The sequence below is a fragment of the Pseudomonas palmensis genome, from assembly GCF_017848315.1.
Classification (GTDB): domain Bacteria; phylum Pseudomonadota; class Gammaproteobacteria; order Pseudomonadales; family Pseudomonadaceae; genus Aquipseudomonas; species Aquipseudomonas palmensis.
Window position 1 is genome coordinate 45,450 of record NZ_JAFKEC010000014.1, and the last position, 16,770, is coordinate 62,219.

12 protein-coding genes and 1 tRNA gene are annotated in these 16,770 nt (G+C 63.8%); 9 read left to right on the forward strand and 4 right to left on the reverse strand.

Going from position 1 to position 16,770, the window contains the following annotated elements; genetic code table 11:
• The first annotated feature begins 35 nt into the window (after nt 1-35).
• Complete coding sequence (plsY, locus tag JZZ72_RS10595; RefSeq protein ID WP_043863745.1) at nt 36-605, forward strand: glycerol-3-phosphate 1-O-acyltransferase PlsY; 570 nt, start codon at nt 36-38, stop codon at nt 603-605.
• Between the two features lie 26 nt (nt 606-631).
• Here plsY and tsaD read toward each other — a convergent pair whose 3' ends face one another.
• Complete coding sequence (tsaD, locus tag JZZ72_RS10600) at nt 632-1,657, reverse strand: tRNA (adenosine(37)-N6)-threonylcarbamoyltransferase complex transferase subunit TsaD (RefSeq protein WP_054915962.1); 1,026 nt, start codon at nt 1,655-1,657, stop codon at nt 632-634.
• A gap of 202 nt (nt 1,658-1,859) precedes the next feature.
• Here tsaD and rpsU point away from each other — a divergent pair, with 202 nt between their 5' ends.
• The 5 genes from rpsU (at nt 1,860) to JZZ72_RS10625 (ending at nt 10,254) form a co-directional block, all read left to right on the forward strand.
• Nucleotides 1,860-2,075, forward strand: coding sequence for a 30S ribosomal protein S21 (rpsU, locus tag JZZ72_RS10605; protein WP_002551877.1), 216 nt, complete (start codon nt 1,860-1,862; stop codon nt 2,073-2,075).
• A 320-nt stretch (nt 2,076-2,395) separates the two neighbouring features.
• Nucleotides 2,396-4,375: a DNA primase gene (dnaG, locus tag JZZ72_RS10610; RefSeq protein ID WP_043863743.1), complete on the forward strand. Its 1,980-nt coding sequence runs from the start codon at nt 2,396-2,398 to the stop codon at nt 4,373-4,375.
• Nucleotides 4,376-4,442: 67 nt separating this feature from the next.
• The gene (gene rpoD, locus JZZ72_RS10615) at nt 4,443-6,296 is read left to right on the forward strand and encodes an RNA polymerase sigma factor RpoD (protein WP_043863742.1); all 1,854 of its coding nucleotides are present in this window, start codon (nt 4,443-4,445) and stop codon (nt 6,294-6,296) included.
• A 127-nt stretch (nt 6,297-6,423) separates the two neighbouring features.
• Complete coding sequence (locus tag JZZ72_RS10620; RefSeq protein WP_210014441.1) at nt 6,424-10,164, forward strand: bifunctional diguanylate cyclase/phosphodiesterase; 3,741 nt, start codon at nt 6,424-6,426, stop codon at nt 10,162-10,164.
• A gap of 13 nt (nt 10,165-10,177) precedes the next feature.
• Nucleotides 10,178-10,254, forward strand: a tRNA-Ile gene (locus tag JZZ72_RS10625).
• Between the two features lie 182 nt (nt 10,255-10,436).
• On the opposite strand, the gene prfH is transcribed toward JZZ72_RS10625, so the two are convergent.
• From prfH to JZZ72_RS10640, 3 genes are all read right to left on the reverse strand, one after another.
• A complete protein-coding gene (prfH, locus tag JZZ72_RS10630) occupies nt 10,437-11,057 on the reverse strand; it encodes a peptide chain release factor H (RefSeq protein WP_043863775.1) in 621 nt (206 codons plus the stop codon).
• A complete protein-coding gene (locus JZZ72_RS10635) occupies nt 11,057-12,193 on the reverse strand; it encodes an RNA ligase RtcB family protein (protein WP_062575415.1) in 1,137 nt (378 codons plus the stop codon). Before JZZ72_RS10635 ends, prfH begins: the two co-directional genes overlap by 1 nt.
• A 410-nt stretch (nt 12,194-12,603) precedes the next feature.
• Nucleotides 12,604-13,395, reverse strand: a complete 792-nt coding sequence (locus JZZ72_RS10640; RefSeq protein WP_196931973.1) for an AraC family transcriptional regulator — start codon at nt 13,393-13,395, stop codon at nt 12,604-12,606.
• A gap of 87 nt (nt 13,396-13,482) precedes the next feature.
• Between JZZ72_RS10640 and panB the strand changes: the two genes are divergently transcribed.
• From panB to JZZ72_RS10655, 3 genes are all read left to right on the forward strand, one after another.
• Entirely contained in the window at nt 13,483-14,304 is an 822-nt protein-coding gene (gene panB, locus JZZ72_RS10645; RefSeq protein ID WP_043863699.1) for a 3-methyl-2-oxobutanoate hydroxymethyltransferase, read from the forward strand.
• A 77-nt stretch (nt 14,305-14,381) separates the two neighbouring features.
• Nucleotides 14,382-14,840, forward strand: a complete 459-nt coding sequence (locus JZZ72_RS10650; RefSeq protein ID WP_054915967.1) for an Lrp/AsnC family transcriptional regulator — start codon at nt 14,382-14,384, stop codon at nt 14,838-14,840.
• Between the two features lie 247 nt (nt 14,841-15,087).
• Nucleotides 15,088-16,770: a flavin monoamine oxidase family protein gene (locus JZZ72_RS10655; RefSeq protein WP_043863697.1), complete on the forward strand. Its 1,683-nt coding sequence runs from the start codon at nt 15,088-15,090 to the stop codon at nt 16,768-16,770.

The following is a 16,770-nucleotide window of genomic DNA, read 5'->3' on the forward strand; positions in this document are numbered from 1 at the left end:
CTAGAATCAGGGCGTCCTCGCCCGGAATAGTTAGCATGTTTTGGTTACTGGCGTCGCTCGCCTACCTGCTCGGCTCGCTGTCCTTCGCCATCGTTCTCAGCCGCCTGAGCGGCAGCCCCGACCCGCGTGCCTGCGGCTCAGGCAATGCCGGCGCCACCAACATGCTGCGTCTGGCAGGCCGCAAGCTGGCGATCCTGACCCTGCTTGGCGACCTGTGCAAGGGCCTGTTGCCCGTGCTCATCGCCAGCCTGGTCGGCCTCAACGAGCAGCAGCAGGCCTGGATAGGCCTGTGCGCGGTGGTCGGCCACCTGTTTCCGCTGTACTTCCGCTTTCGCGGCGGCAAGGGCGTGGCCACTGCCGCCGGCGTGCTGCTGGGGCTCTACCCCCCGGCCGCCCTGCTGGCCATCAGCGCATGGCTGCTGACCTTCTACCTGACCCGCACCAGCTCGCTGGCCGCCTTGATCGCAACGCCCCTGGCCCTGCCCCTGCTGGCCTGGCGCGAACCCGAGGCGCTGCTGCCGATGAGCGTGCTGACCGTGCTCATCGTATGGCGCCATCGCGGCAATCTACGCGACCTTTTTGCCGGGCGCGAACGGCATTTCTGAGGCGTTCACATGAGCGGCGCTCATGCTCACAGCCCCTGCAACTGCTCCATCGGCCAGCGTGCCTGCACGCTGATCGCCAGGGTTTCCCGCTGCCCGGCCGCCAGACGCTGGCACCCGGCATAGGCGATCATCGCGCCGTTGTCGGTGCAGAACTCGGGTCGCGCGTAGTACACATTGCCCTTGAGCCCGGCCAGCATCTCCTCCAGCGAGGCACGCAGGGCCTTGTTGGCACTCACCCCACCTGCGATCACCAGGCGCTTGAGCCCGGCCTGCTTGAGGGCGCGCTTGCACTTGATGGTCAAAGTCTCCACCACCGCCTGCTGGAACGCCAGAGCGATGTCGCAACGGGTCTGCTCGGTGTCGTCCCCGGTACGCTGGCACTGCTGCCAGGTGTTCAGGGCAAAGGTCTTCAGGCCGCTGAAGCTGAAATCCAGGCCCGGACGATCGGTCATCGGCCGCGGGAACACGAACCGACCCGGCACGCCCTGCAGCGCCAGGCGCGCGATCTCCGGGCCACCGGGATAGTTCAGGCCCATCATCTTGGCCGTCTTGTCAAACGCTTCGCCGGCCGCATCGTCGAGGGACTCGCCAAGCAGTTCGTACTGGCCGATGCCATCCACACGTACCAACTGCGTATGGCCGCCCGACACCAGCAAGGCGACGAACGGAAACTCCGGCGGTTGCGCCTCGAGCATCGGTGCCAGCAGGTGGCCCTCCATGTGGTGCACGCCCAGGGCCGGGATGCCCCAGGCAAACGCCAGCGCCTGGGCGCACGAAGCCCCCACCAGCAGCGCCCCGACCAGGCCAGGGCCTGCCGTGTAGGCGATGGCGTCGATCTCGGTGGCCACGCAGTCGGCCTCGGCCAGCACCTGGCGGATCAACGGCAGCATGCGCTTGACGTGATCACGCGAGGCCAGCTCCGGCACAACCCCGCCATACGCGCGGTGCAGGTCGATCTGACTGAACAGTGCATCGGCCAGCAGGCCGCGTTCGCTGTCGTATAATGCGACACCAGTTTCGTCGCAGGATGTTTCCAATCCCAGTACTAGCATGGGTTTGCGCCTTGTTGGGGCTGAATTCGAAGGCGCGCATGATAGTCCTCGCTCCCGGTGCCGACCAGCGGTTTTCGATCAGAGGCTTTGCATTCAGGCCAGCTAAGGGTTAACATCCGCAACCCTTAAAAACCGACGTTCTCCAGTGCACATATTTGCCACGAGTTCGTTGACCCCCGGTAATGAATGAAGGTAGCTCTGGATGCCAGCCGTCAAAGTTAAAGAGAACGAACCCTTCGACGTAGCTCTGCGTCGTTTCAAGCGCTCCTGCGAAAAAGCCGGTGTACTGGCTGAAGTTCGTAGCCGCGAATTTTACGAGAAGCCAACTTCCGAGCGTAAGCGCAAGGCAGCAGCCGCTGTCAAACGCCACGCCAAGAAAGTTCAGCGCGAACAGCGCCGCGCCGTTCGTCTGTACTGATACAGACGTTCGTCGCCAGCTTCTGCCATGCCCGGTGCAAGCCGGGCTGTCGGCAGTTGATGCTGTTTCCTCTGGCCTGGACCTTCGGGTCGAGCGCCTGAGATGCCCAAACTGCTATGCAGCAAGGGCAAGCCTGCCTCACACGTCAGACCTGGCCTAACCGCCAGCAGTGCACGTCACCCCTGACGAGCCTTCACCGGCTGCAGACGAGCACACCCCTTTCCTTTTTTGTGTCACGTCATTCGAGCTTGCGTCGAATGCGTCGCTGTTCCCGCAGCATTAGCGATTACACTTGATTGTCGCCTGATGACGAGAGTGCCATGGCCGGGCTGATTCCCCAGAGTTTTATTGACGACCTCCTCAACCGCACCGACATCGTCGACGTGGTGAGTTCGCGTGTAAACCTGAAAAAGTCCGGCAAGAACCACACGGCCTGCTGCCCGTTCCACAAGGAGAAGACCCCCTCCTTCAGCGTCAGCCCCGACAAGCAGTTCTACTACTGCTTCGGTTGCGGCGCCGGCGGCAACGCCTTGGGCTTCATCATGGACCACGACAACCTGGACTTCCCCCAGGCTGTCGAAGAGCTGGCCAAGGCCGCCGGCATGGAAGTGCCGCGCGAAGAGAGCAGCCGCGGGCAAAAGCCCCGCCAGCCCACCGATTCGCCGCTGTACCCGCTGCTCGAGGCCGCTGCCGAGTTCTATCGCCAGGCCCTGAAGAACCACCCGACACGCCGCTCGGCCGTCGAATACCTCAAGGGCCGCGGCCTGTCCGGCGAAATCGCTCGCGACTTCGGCCTGGGCTTCGCGCCGCCGGGCTGGGACAACCTGTTCAAGCACCTGAGCAGCGACGCCCTGCAGCAAAAGGCCATGGTCGACGCCGGCCTGCTGATCGAGAATGCCGAGACCGGCAAGCGCTATGACCGCTTCCGCGACCGCGTGATGTTTCCCATCCGCGACAGCCGTGGCCGGGTCATCGCCTTCGGTGGGCGGGTGCTGGGCGACGACAAGCCCAAGTACCTGAACTCCCCCGAAACCCCTGTGTTCCACAAGGGCCAGGAGCTCTACGGGCTGTACGAGGCACGCAAGTTCAACCGCAACCTCGACGAGATCATCGTGGTCGAGGGCTACATGGACGTCATCGCCCTGGCCCAGCAAGGTTTGCGCAATGCCGTGGCCACCCTTGGCACCGCCACCAGCGAAGACCACCTCAAGCGCCTGTTCCGCGTGGTGCCCAGCGTGCTGTTCTGCTTCGACGGCGACCAGGCCGGCCGCAATGCCGCCTGGCGTGCCCTGGAAGCCACGCTGTCGAGCCTGCAGGACGGGCGCAAGGCGCGCTTTCTGTTCCTGCCCGAAGGCGAAGACCCGGACACCCTGGTGCGTGCCGAGGGCACCGACGCCTTCCGTGCGCGCATCAACCAGCATGCTCAGCCGCTGGCCGATTACTTCTTCCAGCAACTGACCGAAGAAGCCGACCCGCGGTCGCTCGAAGGCAAGGCGCACATGGTGACCCTGGCCGCGCCGTTGATCGACAAAGTGCCCGGTGCCAACCTCAAGGCCCTGATGCGCAACCGCCTGCGCGAAATAACCGGCCTGGACCTGCACCAGGTCGAACAACTGGCCCACAGCGCCCCCAGCGAGGCGCCACCGGCGTACGACCCGGGCATCGACTACGATGCGATTCCCGACTACAGCCCGGATTACAGCGACTTCCACCAGCCCGAGCATTTCCAGCCGCAGCAGCAACAATGGACACCAAGCCAGGGCGGGCAGAAGAAGAAGTGGGAAGGCAAGCCCTGGGACAAGAAGGGCAAGCCGTGGGACAAGAACGGCAAACGCGACTTCCAGCCACCGCCGCGGGTGCCGACGTCGGTGGAACCGCCGACCTTGAGCGCCCTGCGCACCCTCATGCACCATCCGCAACTGGCCAAGAAGGTCGAGGATGCCAGCCATTTCGCCGCTGAAGAGCATGTGTATGCCCAGCTGCTGGTGGCGTTGCTCGAAGCCTTGCAAAAGAATCCTGAGCTACGCTCCTTACAGCTGATCGCGCGTTGGCACGGCACCGAACAGGGCCGATTGTTGCGCGCATTGGCAGAAAAGGAATGGCTGATCGATGCCGACAACCTTGAACAACAGTTTTTCGACACCATAACTAGCTTGTCCGCTCGCCAACGCGAGCGCAGCCTGGAACATCTGCTCAGGAAAGCACGTCAAAGTGAGTTGAGCGCAGACGAGAAAAATCAGCTGCGTGACCTGTTAAGCCGGAATGTTCCCGCACAAACCCCGACCTCAACTGGCGCGTGAGGTCCTAGCTCGGGTATAATCCTCGGCTTGTTTTTTGCCCGCCAAGACCTTCAGTGGATAGGGTGTTATGTCCGGAAAAGCGCAACAGCAGTCTCGCATCAAAGAGTTGATCACCCGCGGTCGTGAGCAGGGCTACCTGACTTACGCGGAGGTCAACGACCACCTGCCAGAGGATATTTCAGATCCGGAGCAGGTGGAAGACATCATCCGCATGATCAACGACATGGGGATCAACGTATTCGAGAGTGCTCCGGATGCGGATGCCCTTTTGTTGGCCGAGGCCGATACCGACGAAGCCGCCGCCGAAGAAGCTGCCGCAGCGTTGGCGGCCGTGGAGACCGATATCGGTCGCACGACAGACCCGGTGCGCATGTACATGCGTGAAATGGGTACCGTCGAGCTTCTGACCCGCGAAGGCGAAATCGAAATCGCCAAGCGTATCGAAGAAGGTATCCGTGAAGTGATGGGCGCCATTGCGCACTTCCCGGGCACCGTCGACTACATCCTCGGCGAATACGACCGCGTCACCACCGAAGGTGGCCGTCTGTCCGACGTGCTCAGTGGCTACATCGACCCGGATGACGGCATCGCGCCGCCGGCCGAAGTACCGCCGCCCGTCGATCCGAAAGCCCCGGCCAAGGCCGATGCGGACGACGACGAGGAAGAAGAGAAGGAAGGCGCCAGCGATGAAGAGGACGAGGTCGAAAGCGGCCCCGATCCGGTCGTCGCCCAGCAGCGTTTCGGCGCTGTCGCCGACCAGCTGGAAGCAACCGCCAAGGTCCTGAAGAAGCACGGTCGCCACAGCAAGCAAGGCATTGCCGAGCTGCTGCAACTGGCCGAGCTGTTCATGCCGATCAAGCTGGTGCCCAAGCAGTTCGAAGTACTGGTGGAGCGCGTGCGCAGCGCCCTGGAGCGCCTGCGCGCCCAGGAACGCGCCATCATGCAACTGTGTGTGCGTGATGCCCGCATGCCACGTGCCGACTTCCTGCGTCTGTTCCCGAGCAACGAAGTGGACACCACCTGGAGCGGCGATCTGTCCAAGCGCAGCGCCAAGTGGGCCGAAGCACTGGGCCGCCTGGACGCCGATATCGTGCGTTGCCAGCAAAAGCTGATCGACCTGCAGGAAGAGACCGGCCTGACGATCGCCGAGATCAAGGACATCAACCGTCGCATGTCGATCGGTGAGGCCAAGGCCCGCCGCGCGAAGAAAGAGATGGTCGAAGCCAACTTGCGCCTGGTGATCTCCATCGCCAAGAAGTACACCAACCGTGGCCTGCAATTCCTCGACCTGATCCAGGAAGGCAACATCGGCTTGATGAAAGCGGTGGACAAGTTCGAATACCGTCGTGGCTACAAGTTCTCGACCTATGCCACCTGGTGGATCCGTCAGGCGATCACTCGCTCGATCGCCGACCAGGCCCGCACCATCCGTATTCCGGTGCACATGATCGAGACGATCAACAAGCTCAACCGCATTTCCCGGCAGATGCTGCAGGAAATGGGTCGTGAACCGACCCCGGAAGAGCTGGGTGAGCGCATGGAGATGCCTGAGGACAAGATCCGCAAGGTACTCAAGATCGCCAAAGAGCCGATCTCCATGGAAACCCCGATCGGTGACGACGAAGATTCGCACCTGGGTGACTTCATCGAGGACTCGACCATGCAGTCGCCAATCGATGTGGCCACGGTCGAAAGCCTGAAGGAAGCGACCCGGGACGTGCTCTCCGGCCTGACCGCACGTGAAGCCAAGGTGCTGCGCATGCGTTTCGGTATCGACATGAACACCGACCACACGCTCGAAGAGGTAGGCAAGCAGTTTGACGTGACCCGCGAGCGGATCCGTCAGATCGAGGCCAAGGCGTTGCGCAAGCTGCGCCACCCGACGCGAAGCGAGCATCTGCGCTCCTTCCTCGACGAGTAATGACGAACCCCGGCAAATGCCGGGGTTTTTCTTTTTCAGGCCCTGACGTTTTAACCCCTGCGTTCTTCGCCCTTCGGCCAAACCCCCGTCTACACTCGAATCTATCCACTTGAGTGACGAGGCCGCTATGCCCAGACTGCCGGCCCTCGTGCTGCCCCTCCTGCTGATGTGGAGTGCAGCGGCCGGCGCCTTGACCCTGAACGACGAAGAGAAAGCCTGGCTCAGTGCGCATCCGCAGCTGCGCCTGGGCGTCGACGCATCCTGGCCACCCTTCGAATACCGTGACCAGGACGGCAAGTACCAGGGATTGGCCGCCGACTACATTGCGTTGATCCAGGAGCGCCTGGGTGTTGTGTTCACGCCGATCGAGCCGAGCAGTTGGTCGGCCGTGCTCGAACAGGCCCGGCAGGGCCAGCTGGACCTGCTGCCCGGCATCATGTCCACCCCCGAACGCCAGGGCTACCTGGCCTTCACCCGCCCTTACCTCGACTTCCCCATCGTGATCCTGGCCCACGAAGGCGGGCCCAGGCCACGTGACCTCAAGGAGCTGTACGGCCTGAAAGTCGCCGTGGTGGAGAACTACGCCCCACACGAACTGCTGCGTACCCACCACCCCGACCTCAACCTGGTGGCGCTGCCCAATGTCAGCTCGGCGCTTCAGGCCCTGGCCACCGACGAAGTCGATGCCGTGGTCGGCGACCTCGCCTCCAGCGTCTGGAGCCTGCGCCAGCTAAAGCTCGAAGGGCTCTACGTCAGCGGCGAAACCCCTTACCGCTACCAGCTGGCCATGGCGGCCCCGCGCCAACAGAAGATGCTGATCGGCATCCTCGACAAGGTGATTGCCGACATGAGCCCGGCCGAGCTCAGTCATATCCAGGAGCGCTGGGTCGGCAAAGTGCTGGAAAACAGCAACCGCTGGCGCGACCTGCTGCTCTACGGCCTGCCCGGCATCCTGCTGCTGGTGGCGATACTGGCGGCGGTGATGCGCGTCAACCGTCGGCTAAGCTCGGAAATTTCCCGGCGCATAGCCCTGGAACAGGAGCTGCGCAGCAGCGAGTACCACTACCGCGGCCTGGTCGAGAGCCTCTCGGCGATTGCCTGGGAAGCCGATGCCAACAACTTCACCTACAGCTACGTCTCGCCCCACGCCGAAGACCTGCTCGGCTACCCGATCAGCCAATGGCTCAAGCCCGGCTTCTGGCGCGACATCCTGCACCCGGACGACGCCCTCTGGGCACAGGCCTACTGCGACAGCGAAACCGCCGCCGGCCGCGACCACAGCCTGGACTACCGGGTGATCCGCGCCGATGGCAGGGTGCTGTGGGTACGCGACATCGTCAGCCTGATCGAGCATGGGCACACCCCGGTGATGCGCGGGCTGATGATCGACATCAGCGAAACCAAGAACACCGAGCAGGCCCTGCGTCTGTCGGAGCAGAAGTTCGCCTCGGTGTTCCAGCAATGCCCCGACATCCTGCTGATCGCCCGGGTCAGCGATGGCTGCCTGCTGGAGGTCAACGAAGCCTTCGAGGACCAGATCGGCCTGAGCCAGGACCAGGTGATCGGCCGCACCGCCGCCGAGCTCAACCTGTGGGGCATCGAAGACCAGGGGCCAGCCCCGCTGCAGCGCCTGCAGGGCGGCAACATCCGCAACCTCGAAATGCCTTTTCGGCGCAGCAACGGCCAGCTGTTCACCGGGCTCACCTCGGCGGAGATCTTCGACCTGGACAGCACCCCGGCGCTGGTGGTGGCGGTGCGCGACATCAGCCAGCTCAAACAGACCCAGGAGCAACTGCAGACCTCCGAAGAAAAGTTCGCCAAGGCCTTCCACGCCTCGCCTGACGGCCTGCTGCTGTCGCGCCAGAGCGACGGGCTGCTGATCGAGGTCAACGACGGGTTCTGCCGCATCACCGGCTTCGATAGCCAGGTACTGGACCACAGCACCCTGGAGCTGGGCATCTGGGTAGACCTCAACGAGCGCCGGCAACTGCTCGAGCTGCTGAACCTAAACGGCTTCGTACGCGACTTCAGCTGCCACATCCGCCGCGCCGACGGGCAGATCCGCCTGTGCGAAGTCTCGGCGCGGCCGCTGCCGATTGCCGGCGTGGACTGCATGCTGACCATCGCCCGCGACATCACCGAGCGCCATCTGATGCAGGAAAAACTGCAACTGGCGGCCACTGTGTTCGAAAACACGGCCGAAGGCGTACTGATCACCGACATCGACCAGCACATCAGTGCGGTCAACCGCGCGTTCAGCGAAATCACCGGCTACAGCGAGTTCGAAGCGCTGGGCCAGACCCCGCGCCTGCTCGCCTCGGGCCAGCACGACAGCGCCTTCTACGCCGCCCTGTGGCATCAGCTGACCGCCGAGGGCCACTGGCAGGGCGAAATCCAGAACCGGCGCAAGAGCGGCGAGCTCTACCCTGCGTGGCTGACCATCAGCGCCGTGCGCAATCACGAGCGTGAGATCACCCACTTCGTCGCCGTGTTCGCCGACATCTCCAGCCTCAAGCATGCCCAGGCCGAGCTCGACTACCAGGCCCACCATGACCCCCTCACCGGCCTGCCCAACCGCACCCTGTTCGAAAGCCGGCTGCAGGCCGCACTCAGCAGCCCGCAGCCTTCGGGTCGCCAGGGCGCGGTACTGTTCCTCGACCTGGACCGCTTCAAGCACATCAACGACAGCCTCGGCCACCCGGTCGGCGACCTGCTGCTCAAGGCAATCGCGCAGCGCCTGAAAGAACAGGTGCGCGACAACGACACCGTGGCACGCCTGGGCGGGGACGAATTCATCATCCTGCTGCCCGGCCTGCACCAGCCAAGCGATGCCGAGCATATCGCCAACAAGCTACTGGCCTGCTTTGGCGCACCGTTCCAGGCCGGCGAACACGAGTTCTTCACCAGTGCCAGTATCGGCACCAGCCTGTACCCCCAGGACGGCACCGACGTGGCCTCGTTGATCCGCAACGCCGATGCGGCCATGTACCGCTCCAAGGCCAAGGGGCGCAACCGGGTCGAGAGCTACACCCGCGACCTGACCGCCCAGGCCGCCGAGCGCATCGCGCTGGAGCACGAACTGCGCCGCGCCATCGAGCGCAAGGAACTGAGCCTGAGCTACCAGCCCAAGTTCAGCCTCAAGACCCAGAGCCTGGTGGGCGCCGAGGCACTGATTCGCTGGCGCCACCCGACCTTCGGCGACGTACCGCCGGAGCACTTCATCTCGCTGGCGGAAGAAAATGGCATGATTCTGCAGCTGGGCGACTGGGTGTTGGAGCAGGCGTGCCGGCAGATGCAAGCGTGGAAGCACAGCTACCTTGCGTTCGGGCCACTGTCGGTCAACCTGGCGGGCGCGCAGTTGCGTCAGCCGTTGCTGGTACAGCGCATCGAGCAATTGCTGCGCACTCACCAGCTCAAGGCCGGCGACCTTCAGTTGGAGATCACCGAGAACTTCATCATGAGCCAGGCCGAGGAGGCGCTGGCCATCCTGCACCAGCTCAAGCGCATCGGTGTACAACTGGCCATCGACGACTTCGGCACCGGCTACTCCTCGCTCAGTTACCTCAAACGCCTGCCTCTGGACATCCTCAAGATCGACCAGTCGTTCATCCGCGGCCTGCCGGATGACCCGCACGATGCGGCAATTGCGCGGGCGATCATTGCACTGGGGCGCAGCATGCAGCTGACCATCATCGCCGAGGGCGTGGAGAACCAGGCGCAGCAGCAATTTCTGGCGGCCGAGGGTTGCGAACAGATCCAGGGCTACATCGTCAGCCTTCCGCTGGCGGCGCCTGAATTCGCCGCGACCTTTCTACGCCGGGCAGTTTCGGATCTTTCGGATAGCACAGCTTCGAAACCCTCGCTATAATCCGCGACCACTGGGGCCTATAGCTCAGTTGGTTAGAGCAGAGGACTCATAATCCTTTGGTCCACGGTTCAAGTCCGTGTGGGCCCACCATACTCAAAGCCGCGCATTGCGCGGCTTTTGCGTTTTTGGCGGGATCGCCTCAGATACGCAGTGCTCATTTGCAACTCGTAAACCCGAGTGCGAGCCGGGTCCTTTCCTCATCCGTTTTTGTGGGGCCGGCATCGCCTACGCCGCCCGGCCTGACTTTTGCTCGACGACTATTCGCACACAATCTACTCGTCAGCCGGCTCGAAGCGCTCGCCGCGAAACACCCGACGTGGATTGCCACGCTCGATGCGGTGATGGAACAACCGCCGCTCCGCGCGCAGTTCGCTGTCGACCTGCTCTGCCTGTTGCGCCAGGCGTTGCCCGATGAGCAGCAGCGCCAAGCGTTTGTTGGCGTGCTGGCTACGCTCGCTCTGTACCTTGACGCTGACGCCGCTGGCCAGGTGCGTGGCGCGCACTGCCGAGTCGGTGGTGTTGACATGCTGACCACCCGGCCCGGACGAACGCAAGGTCTCAAAGTGGATCTCGCTCGCCAATTCCGGTGCCGGTGGCGCAAACCGTGCGCCACCAAAGAACCAGTTCTTGCGCGCATGCCCCGGCCGGTACGGACTGCTGCACGTCCATTGCAGCGAGCCCGTCCAGTGATCCGCCAGGCGCTCGGCCTGCTCGCCATCCAGTGCCAGCAACACCGAGCGCAAGGTACCGCGCCGCGGCCCCGGCTCTTCTTCGAGTATCCGTACCGCCACGGCCTGGGCATCCGCTTCGGCCTGCAGCCTGAGCAATGCCTTGGCCACTGCCAGGGCACATTCTTCCGGCCCCTGAGCCGCCGAGAGTTGCAGCAGGATCATCAGCAGCACCCTCCGCGCGTCTTGTAGGTCAGCACCGGTTTCAGTCGTGCCAGCACGCGAACCAACCCCGCTTCACGCAAGGCACCCACCACCGAGTCGATAGCCTTGTAGGCCTCCGGCGCTTCCTCGTAGATCAGCGCCCGGTCGGCGCAGATCACGCGGCTGCCTAGTGCCGTACGACTCAGTTGCTCGACGCTGTAGCGCGAGGCGAGGCGGTCCTTGCACTCGCTGCGCATCCATTTGCGTCCGGCGCCATGGGCCAGGGACAACAGGCTGCGCTCGTCGGCGATCGGCTGTACCAAGTAGCTGTAGTCGCCGCGCGAACCAGGGATCACCACCGCCCCCTGATCCGACGGTGTGGCGCCTTTGCGATGCAGCCAACCATCGAGCCCGTCGACCTGCGCTGGCGACACCAGGTTGTGGTTGATGTCGAGCAGTACATCGCCATCGGCACGCAAGCGGTCGAGCATGCGCCGGGCAATCAACTGACGGTTGGCTTCGGCAAAACGCAGCGCGCCGTCGTGCCGGCCCAGGTAATGAGTGCTGGCCTCGCTGCCCGCCTCCAGCCCGTGATGACCGAACAGGTCGACCTGCTCACGCAAGATCGCCTCGCCCAAACCACGCGAGCCGCTGTGCACCAGCAACAGCAGGTGTTTGCGCTCGATGCCCAAGGCTGCCAGGGCCGCATCGTCGTAGCTTTCATCAAGTTGCTGCAGCTCGGCGAAGTGGTTACCACCACCAATGGTGCCTAGAGAACGCTCGTGCCCCGTGGCAGGCAAACCGAAGCTGGCGACGGCCTCCTGCCACGTCTCGTCGAGCGGCAGGTCGAGGTTGCCAAGGCGTTTCTCCAGCTTGTCCAGATGCAGCTTGGCGGTCGGGATGTCCGTACGCCACAGCGCCATGCCACAGCCGATGTCATTGCCGACCAGCGCCGGGTACAAACGCCCCACGGAAAAGAATGCCGCGCCGACCGGATAGCCACGCCCCGGATGCAGGTCCGGCATGCCGGCCACCCGATGCATGCCCCCTAGGCGAGCGGTGGTTTCGAGTTGTTGGATCGCTTTTCCTTCGATCCAGGTGTCGTCCGCGGCGACCAATACGGCGCCGTCGGACAAATTGCGAATGCAAGTGCCCATAGTCCAATCCTGATGGGTTGAAACAAAAAGATGTTCGGATTGGCAGGCCAGAGGCCGGGCGTTGCGGTACCGCTAACGAGTAGCGGTGAATGCGTTCAAGCCAGGCGCGACCTGCAAAGGGTGATCAACTGTTGCATGATGTACCTCCTTTGCTGTCGGGTGAGAGAAGGCGGGCATCTTAGGTGTGTAATTGCCACCCTGCAACAACCTTGATCACATTTTTACCAGGAGAACAACGTCATGGCCGCAAAACCTGACCGCTCCGCGGTACAAAAAACATACCCTGGCGGTACAGTGCCCAGCTTCCAACCATTTCGCCAATTACGCTAAACACTAGTCCGTGTGGGCCCACCATACTCAAAGCCGCGCATTGCGCGGCTTTTGCGTTTCCGGCCCTCAGAACTTCACAATCACGTCCCCAAACTGGCCGCATACACCCCCGGCGTCTTCCCATAGTGGCGCTGAAACAACCCGATGAACGCCGACACCGAGTCATACCCCAGTTCATTCGCCAGCCGAGTCACGCTCATGCCCTGCGCCAGCAACGGCAATGCGGCCAGCAAGCGCAGGCGCTGGCGCCATTCACGGAATGAAAGCTGGGTCTGCGCCTGAAACAGGCGCACCAGCGTGCGCCGCGATGCCCCCACCTGCTGCGCCCATTGCTCGAGGGTGCGGTTGTCCCCAGGCTCGACCTGCAGTGCATCGGTGATCCGGCGCAGGCGCGGGTCGCTGGGCAGCGGCAGGCTGAACGGTGCTTCGGCCAGCCCCTGCAACTCGTCCACCAGCACCTGCAGCAGGCGCGCCTGCGGCCCGTCGTCAGGGTAGTCGGCGGGAAAGTGGCTGACCCGTTCGATCAGCTCGCGCACCAGCGGCGTCACCTGCAGTACCGCGCAGTCACGGCGAGCGCCCGGCAGCACCGCGGCATCCAGGTACAGCCCGCGAAACGCCAGCGCCTGCTCACTGAACGCCGTGTGCTGCACCCCTGGCGGAATCCACAACGCGCACTGCGGCGGCAGCAGATAGCTGTGGCGCTCGGTCAGCACCTGCATGATCCCGGCGCTGGCATAGGTGAACTGCACCCAGTCATGGCTGTGCATCTGCACTTCATAACCTGCCGGTATGCCGAACATGCGCCGCTGCACCGGGCGCGAAAGCGCCAGCGGTACGGGCGGCACCTGCGGTATCTGTCCCGCTTGCGGCATCAGCTGTCCCCTTTGCTCAAGTGAGCCAAAAGTGCCGATGGTAGCCTGCGCCGCGACCCGTTGCACAACCTGATCGGAGACTTATCGATGAGCACCCATGTACGTCAAAACCGCCTGACCATTCCCGCCATCCAGCAGCGCAAGGGCGCCGGCAGCCTGGTGGTGCTGACCGCCTACAGCCTGCCCATGGCCCGCTGGGTGGATGCCCATGCCGACCTGATCATCGTCGGCGATTCGGTGGGCATGGTGCTGTACGGCATGCCCAGCACCCTGGGCGTGACCCTGGACATGATGATTGCCCATGGCCAGGCGGTGATGCGCGGGGCAGAGCGCGCCTGCGTGGTGGTCGACCTGCCGTTCGGCTGCTATCAGGCCTCGCCGGAGCAGGCATTTGTCAGCGCCGCCCGGGTGCTGCGCGAAACCGGTGCACAGGGCATCAAGCTCGAAGGTGGCGCCGAAATGGCCCACACCGTCGAATTTCTGGTGCGCCGTGGCATTCCGGTGATGGCGCACGTGGGCCTGATGCCGCAGCAGGTCAACAGCATGGGCGGCTTCAAGGCCCAGGGGCGGGATGAACAAAGCGCAACCAAGGTGCGCGACGATGCCTTGGCCATGCAGGCGGCGGGTGCGTTCTCGGTGGTGCTCGAGGGCATCGCCGAGCCGCTGGCCCGCAGCCTGAGCGAAGCGTTGCACATCCCCACCATCGGCATTGGCGCATCCCCTGCGTGCGATGGGCAGGTGCTGGTGACCGAGGACCTGCTGGGCCTGTTCGGCGAGTACCAGCCGCGCTTCGTCAAACGCTATGCCGAGCTGCAACCGCAGATCGAACAGGCACTGGAGCACTACGCCCGCGAGGTGCGCAGCGGCGAGTTCCCGGGGCTGGAGCACTGCTTCAAGGCCGCGCCCTGATAGCACCGGCGTGGACAGTGGGTCGATTAGCTGCCTTAATCGGCCCACTTCCCAAGCGAAAGAAACGATCCCTGTCCATGCCCACCCGCCCTGTCGCCCTCGATGAAATCGACCGTCAACTGATCGCCGCCCTGCAGATCAACGCCCGCGAAAGCGTGGCCATGCTTGCCCGGCAACTGGGCATTGCCCGCACCACCGTGACCTCGCGCCTGGCGCGCCTGGAGAAAACCAACGTCATCAGCGGTTACGGCGTGCGCCTTGGCCAGCGCGTGATCGACGGCGGCCTGCAGGCCTATGTGGGCATCACCGTGCGCCCCCGCTCGGGCAAGGAGGTGGTACGCCGCCTGAGCGCCATGGGGCAGATCCAGCAGTTGTGTGCGGTCAGTGGCGAGTTCGACTATGTGGCGTGGCTGCGCAGCGATTCGCCCGAACAACTGGACCAGTTGCTCGACCAGATCGGCAGTGTCGAGGGCGTGGAGAAAACCACCACCTCGATCATCCTCAGCAGCAAGGTGGACCGCGGCCAACCGGTTTGACATGGGTTAGCGGGGAACAGATAGAGCCCTTCGCTGGCAAGCATGCTAACGGTGCTCGCAAACCTGTAGGAGCCGGCCTTGCCGGCGAAGGCATCACTCTGCTCAAGCATCCCGTCACAATGACAAAAATCCCCACAAAACGACGACACTCTGCATCTTAATAACCAACACCCTCCCCTCGTAGAATGACCGCCAGCATTTCCTATACTCAAGCTCCGCTCCCCGCGCAGCCCTGGCAAGGTCTCCCATGAACAAGAACAATCGCCACCCCGCCGACGGCAAAAAACCGGTCACCATCTTCGGCCCGGACTTCCCCTTCGCCTTCGACGACTGGATCGAGCACCCGGCCGGCCTGGGCAGCATTCCCGCCGAGCGCCACGGTGAGGAGGTGGCCATCGTCGGTGCCGGCATCGCCGGCCTGGTGGCCGCCTACGAGCTGATGAAGCTGGGCCTCAAGCCGGTGGTGTACGAGGCGTCGAAAATGGGCGGGCGCCTGCGCTCGCAGACCTTCTCCGGCGCCGAAGGCATCGTCGCCGAGCTGGGTGGCATGCGCTTCCCGGTGTCTTCCACGGCCTTCTATCACTACGTCGACAAGCTGGGCCTGGAGACCAGACCCTTCCCCAACCCGCTGACCCCCGCCTCCGGCAGCACGGTGATCGACCTCGAGGGCCAGACCCACTACGCCGAAAAACTCAGCGACCTGCCGGCACTGTTCCAGGAAGTCGCCGACGCCTGGGCCGATGCGCTGGAGGATGGTGCACGCTTCGGCGACATCCAGCAGGCAATCCGCGATCGCGACGTGCCGCGGCTGAAGGCGCTGTGGAACACCCTGGTGCCGCTGTGGGACGACCGCACCTTCTACGACTTCGTCGCCACCTCCAAGGCCTTCGCCAAGCTCAGCTTCCTGCACCGCGAAGTGTTCGGCCAGGTCGGCTTTGGCACCGGCGGCTGGGACTCCGACTTCCCCAACTCGATGCTCGAGATCTTCCGCGTGGTGATGACCAACTGCGACGATCACCAGCACCTGGTGGTGGGCGGTGTCGAGCAGGTGCCCCTGGGCATCTGGCGGCATGTGCCGCAACGCTGCGCCCACTGGCCGCAAGGCACCAGCCTCAGCTCGTTGCACCGTGGCACGCCACATTCAGGAGTGAAAAGCATCGCCCGCGCCGACGATGGGCGCCTGGCCGTTACCGACACCTGGGGCGTCACCCGCCATTACGCCGCGGTGCTCACCACCTGTCAGAGCTGGCTGCTGACCACCCAGATCGAGTGCGAGGAGTCGCTGTTCTCGCAGAAGATGTGGATGGCCCTGGACCGCACCCGCTACATGCAGTCGTCCAAGACCTTCGTGATGGTCGACCGCCCGTTCTGGAAGGACAAGGACCCGCAGACCGGCCGCGACCTGATGAGCATGACCCTCACCGACCGCCTCACCCGCGGCACCTACCTGTTCGACAACGGCGACGACAGGCCGGGGGTGATCTGCCTGTCGTACTCGTGGATGAGCGATGCGCTCAAGATGCTGCCGCACCCGGTGGAAAAACGCGTGAAACTGGCGCTGGACGCCCTGAAGAAGATCTACCCCAAGGTCGATATCGCCGGGCACATCATCGGCGACCCGATCACCGTGTCGTGGGAAGCCGACCCGCATTTCCTGGGGGCGTTCAAGGGCGCCCTGCCCGGCCATTATCGTTACAATCAGCGCATGTACGCGCACTTCATGCAGCAGGACCTGCCTGCCGAGCAGCGCGGCATCTTTATCGCAGGCGACGACGTCTCCTGGACCCCGGCCTGGGTCGAAGGCGCGGTGCAGACTTCGCTCAACGCGGTATGGGGCATCATGAACCACTTCGGTGGCCGCACCCACGCCGACAACCCCGGCCCTGGCGATGTATTCAACGAGATCGGCCCGATCGCCCTGGCCGACTGA

Excerpts from the sequence above, each read along its gene's own strand:
- prfH (WP_043863775.1), bottom strand. The coding sequence starts at position 11,057 with ATGATCCTGCTGCAACTCTCGGCGGCTCAGGGGCCGGAAGAATGTGCC.
- panB (WP_043863699.1), top strand. The coding sequence starts at position 13,483 with ATGAGCACCCATGTACGTCAAAACCGCCTGACCATTCCCGCCATCCAG.
- dnaG (WP_043863743.1), top strand. The coding sequence starts at position 2,396 with ATGGCCGGGCTGATTCCCCAGAGTTTTATTGACGACCTCCTCAACCGC.
- rpsU (WP_002551877.1), top strand. The coding sequence starts at position 1,860 with ATGCCAGCCGTCAAAGTTAAAGAGAACGAACCCTTCGACGTAGCTCTG.
- JZZ72_RS10635 (WP_062575415.1), bottom strand. The coding sequence starts at position 12,193 with ATGGGCACTTGCATTCGCAATTTGTCCGACGGCGCCGTATTGGTCGCC.
- JZZ72_RS10620 (WP_210014441.1), top strand. The coding sequence starts at position 6,424 with ATGCCCAGACTGCCGGCCCTCGTGCTGCCCCTCCTGCTGATGTGGAGT.
- JZZ72_RS10655 (WP_043863697.1), top strand. The coding sequence starts at position 15,088 with ATGAACAAGAACAATCGCCACCCCGCCGACGGCAAAAAACCGGTCACC.
- tsaD (WP_054915962.1), bottom strand. The coding sequence starts at position 1,657 with ATGCTAGTACTGGGATTGGAAACATCCTGCGACGAAACTGGTGTCGCA.
- plsY (WP_043863745.1), top strand. The coding sequence starts at position 36 with ATGTTTTGGTTACTGGCGTCGCTCGCCTACCTGCTCGGCTCGCTGTCC.
- rpoD (WP_043863742.1), top strand. The coding sequence starts at position 4,443 with ATGTCCGGAAAAGCGCAACAGCAGTCTCGCATCAAAGAGTTGATCACC.
- JZZ72_RS10650 (WP_054915967.1), top strand. The coding sequence starts at position 14,382 with ATGCCCACCCGCCCTGTCGCCCTCGATGAAATCGACCGTCAACTGATC.
- JZZ72_RS10640 (WP_196931973.1), bottom strand. The coding sequence starts at position 13,395 with ATGCCGCAAGCGGGACAGATACCGCAGGTGCCGCCCGTACCGCTGGCG.